General features: G+C 48.2%; 4 protein-coding genes. All 4 read right to left on the reverse strand.

Annotated features, from left to right (window positions below):
• Positions 1–350 precede the first annotated feature (350 nt).
• Positions 351–1,226 (reverse strand): hypothetical protein, encoded by an 876-nt coding sequence (locus AB7C91_RS13550; protein ID WP_428592336.1) that lies wholly within the window; start codon positions 1,224–1,226, stop codon positions 351–353.
• A gap of 133 nt (positions 1,227–1,359) precedes the next feature.
• Positions 1,360–2,136, reverse strand: coding sequence for a sensor histidine kinase (locus AB7C91_RS13555; protein ID WP_428592340.1), 777 nt, complete (start codon positions 2,134–2,136; stop codon positions 1,360–1,362).
• Positions 2,137–2,811 (reverse strand): hypothetical protein, encoded by a 675-nt coding sequence (locus AB7C91_RS13560; protein ID WP_428592343.1) that lies wholly within the window; start codon positions 2,809–2,811, stop codon positions 2,137–2,139.
• 525 nt (positions 2,812–3,336) lie between these two features.
• Positions 3,337–3,909, reverse strand: coding sequence for a recombinase family protein (locus tag AB7C91_RS13565; RefSeq protein WP_428592346.1), 573 nt, complete (start codon positions 3,907–3,909; stop codon positions 3,337–3,339).
• Positions 3,910–4,118: the final 209 nt, after the last annotated feature.

Raw genomic sequence — 4,118 nt, forward strand, 5'->3', positions numbered from 1 at the left:
AAAACCGTTTTGCCAGATTGCATCGCCACCCTCCTGTGAAGTCAGGAAGGTAGCACCCGGAACGAATTCAAATCGAAAAAAGAACAATTATGCTAAAGAACCAAAAAATTCAAAAGGTTATAGCTGTGCAATCATTTTTTACCGGACAGTAGTGATGTGCAATGACAAATAGCCGTAAAAATGGCCAATTCGAACGTTTTTATATCCTTAGGCTAAGCAGGATTACAATTCAGAACAACTTCCAGGAAGAGCCCAACCGGATATCCCGGTTGGGCTCTCTGATGTGTTGGAAATGGTGACATTTAATACGCTAGCCAGGTTCTCCTTGTTGCGAAATCGCAAATTTTTGGTCAGTGTGGATAAACGTACTCTTCTGTGATGGCCTGTGCCTCCAAGTACTCTGCGAGGCCTGTTTTAAGATTCTGTGGAACGCAAAGCTTTATAAAGACGCTCTGGTTGGCTTGCGATTCATGGCTGGCCCAAACATCTGCGAGATCATAACGAAAGTCCATTTGTGCTATGTACACAGGTTTCTGGTTCGATGCTCGAACCTGCGTTGTTTGCTGCCGAGGATGGAACATGAGCGGGAAGGTCTTGTCTCCGTTAAGAAAATCAGAGCCAGTCATGAGGTGCATGATCTTCTCCAGCTTGTCTTCTTGGAGAATATTACCAGTAGAGCTGCTGTCATAGATCCACAAAGCACCATCGGTATCATCAATCCGTCTGCTACCACGTTGGCCAGCATACACTGCAAAATAGAGTCCGACCTCCGGAGATATCGTCCAGTCTATAAAAAAGGTGCCCTTAATAAAGTCGACGGTCTCGTATTTCTCGGGGTACTGCTGAGCATTTTTTAGAAGCTCAAACCATGGATCGATTCCGTGATTCTTCTCTGCTTCGAATGCTTCCCTGCTGGGCGTCCAGATCCCGCCGAACTTCATCAGAAGCATGGATGCTATCAGTCTGTGAAATGCGACCTTCTGTCTTATGCTATTCGGCACCGCCTGGTAACCAAATAGTCTAGGTATTGCATCCCTCACCAGTGTCGAGTCCAATAGCCACCCACTGTCAGACTGACCCCTGAATAGAAGCAAATGATCATCTTCTGCCCCAGACTGGACCAAATGATCAAGTTCCTGGAGGAAATTCTCCACACTGGAGGGCACCCATTCTCTACGATCTTGGCTGCAAACGGTGCTTTTAACCGTTGGATCTGGTCTTTTCATCTATCACTTTCTAGAATTACTTGTCTGTTCTGTAGCCGGAAATCTAAAATTAAATGACGACAGCAGGACGGGGAAGACGAGATGTGAAACAGTGGTTTAGGTTGAAGATAGTAGATTGTCTGGCATACTAGTATCAAAATTCAAGTACAATGCGAAAATCGGAATAATCAATTCCATTGAGTTGGTAGCGTTTATCTATCCCAGTCTCTGCATGAACCTGCACACCATGATATTCGCAAACGCGCTTGGCCAGGAACAAGCCTAGACCATCCCCAGGCATCGCCAGAGTATTGGCACCCCTGAACCCCTTATCGAATAGCTTAGGGAGCTCTTCCGGAGCAACTGAAGGCCCTACGGAGCTCACAGTTACAATTTGCCTGCCTGCGGACATCTCAAAAATAATTCTGATTTCTTGGCTACGAGGAGAGTATTTGATGCCGTTATCGATAATCACAAACGGCAGCAGCTCAAAAACAGGAAGTGCATCAATTTCGGCTCTTGACTCACCATCTAGCCTTATATTCACTCCATGATCCCTCGCTTCCTCAGCTAAAATCCGTTTAGCTTTGTCGAACTTCTTATAGATTCCGGACCGCACGGGGGTTTGACTCTCCAGCGCTCGCGGATTAAGTTCGATGTCAGTATATGCCAGACGAGAAGAAATCATACCGGCCGTGTAAAACGCAGAGAGGGCTGTTTGATTTAGCTGTGGTTGATCTGCAGTCTCCCGGCTAAGTCTTTCAACGAACTTTAAAAGCTGTGCGCTGAATTTTCGCGTCTCGTGAAGTGTGCTATTAAGTATCTCCTTAACTGATATTGACTCGCTATATAGCTGAAGATTCTCGGTTCGTAAACGATCGAATTCCTCATTGAGCGCTTTTATCTTCTTATTGTGCTTGTCGTATCGCATTCAAATACCGAGAGACTTTCCGACCAACGCTGCTACGGCATTGGCAGAGAACTTGATAATCAAATCCTTGAAATCTTCGCTGATGCCAAGCGATCGAGCTTTATTTTCTAGATAGCTTTGATTCCGATTCTGCACCGACTTTATAAACGCCTGTTCAAGCTTCAAAACATCGAAAAGCTCAACTCCCCGCTCCAAAAGCGCTCGCCTAAATCGGATCCACCGGTTTCTCGGGTTCACGACTTCACTGATACCTACCTCAAGCGTTTGCACCCACGCTTCGATGCTGGCGTCTTTCTCCATGCGTTTGTCGGCGGTCGTGAGGGCATTCGTGATTGCTAGACTGTACGTCATACCTGTATAGGCCATCAGATACTTGTCGGGAAAGGCCTTTCGAATTTCGGTCACCAAGTGGGCGCCTTCTAACTGACTTCCAAATGCCTTGCCCACGCCGCTGACATCGCAAATAATAATAGAATACGTCGAAACTTGGTCGACGGATCTAATGTCCGGACCGAGCTCAACAATTCGAAACTTGTGGATCAAGAGTGCTTCTCGCGGTGCAAAGGGGTTGTCGTCGATGACAGCGATTTCGATCTTGGATTTTGCATCCGTAAGATCCGTCGCTTCCTGCCCAATAGAGCTAAGTCGATCAGGGTCGCCAAAGGTAAAGAACATTGATTACTCCAAATAAGCACCGTAGCTCATTAATATTAAGATGGTTAGTAGCGTTAACACTATAAAGAGGGCCACCAATGCGGGAATGGGATGAAGAAAAGCCGCCTATTTTGGCAAACCAGAACGTTTTTTCAAGTTTGAATCGTAAGCTTCACCTCAAATAGACCGGTCAGAACTGTAGCTGAAAACGAAAAATCGCTGGTCAGCGTGACTCGACAGAATCGATCTACTCTTCTCGCATTTTGATTCCGGGCGCAACGACCATCCCAAACCTCTGGATACCAAAGAAAAAAAGACCTGACCAATATAGCCCAGCCAATTCCTCAGGTCAAAGAAAGGATAACGTCGGACATTTCGACCTGATGAGTTTTGGCAAACCCACTGTGCCGGTCTGTGTTTTTCTTATTGGTCCTAAAATCCAAGTCCGAGACTTCCCCACCCCAACCCCAAAAAAATCGATTCCAGGGCAAATCTGAAGCCCGGTTTTTCCATAGGTCCGGGAAAAATTTCGTACGTACGAAATTTTCACCCTTCCAAAGAGCCCGGCTCCCCGCCATTGCCCTTGTGCCGAAAAAACGTCCTCTTCCCGATCCCGACAACCTTGCAGGCTTCCGCCACCGTGTACCCGGCGGCGAACAGGCTTTGCGCCTGTTTGATTTTCTCCTGGTTGACTTTGGGACGCCCACCGCTTCGCCCCCGCGCCCGGGCCGCCTCTCTGCCGGCGGCAGTCCTTTCCGCCCGCAATTCCCGTTCCATTTGATTGATGGCCCCCATGATCGAGAGGAACGCCCGGCCCGTGGCGGATGTGGTGTTGATGTTTTCCCGAAGGCTTTCGATCTTTACCCCTTTCCCTTCCAGCTCCTGCACGACCTTGAGCAGATGGGCCAAGCTCCGGCTCATGCGCGAGAGTTCGGTGATCACCAGGGTATCCCCCTCGCGTAGATACTCCATCGCCTGATTCCAACCAGGGCGATCCTCCTTCACCCCGGAAACCTTGTCGCTGAAAATCTTTGAGCAGCCGGCCGCCTTGAGAGCGTCCACCTGGCTATCCAGATTTTGCCCGGAAGTCGAAACGCGGGCATAGCCGATACGGTGCATAAACTTCCCCCATCCTATGTTTTTGACACTTTGATTTTGGCAGAAGATTTGGCAGTTATTTTACGGGAGGGATCGAGGCGGGTGTCATTTTCAGAAGACGATTGCACAAAATATCAGAAGTGGATTGCACCCCAGAATCCATATTTGGTTGACCGTTTACCGCATGAGATCACGAGCATCTCAAAGTCCACAGCGGCGATCAGCACTAC

Source organism: Sphaerochaeta sp. (assembly GCF_050256055.1).
Lineage (GTDB): Bacteria > Spirochaetota > Spirochaetia > Sphaerochaetales > Sphaerochaetaceae > Sphaerochaeta.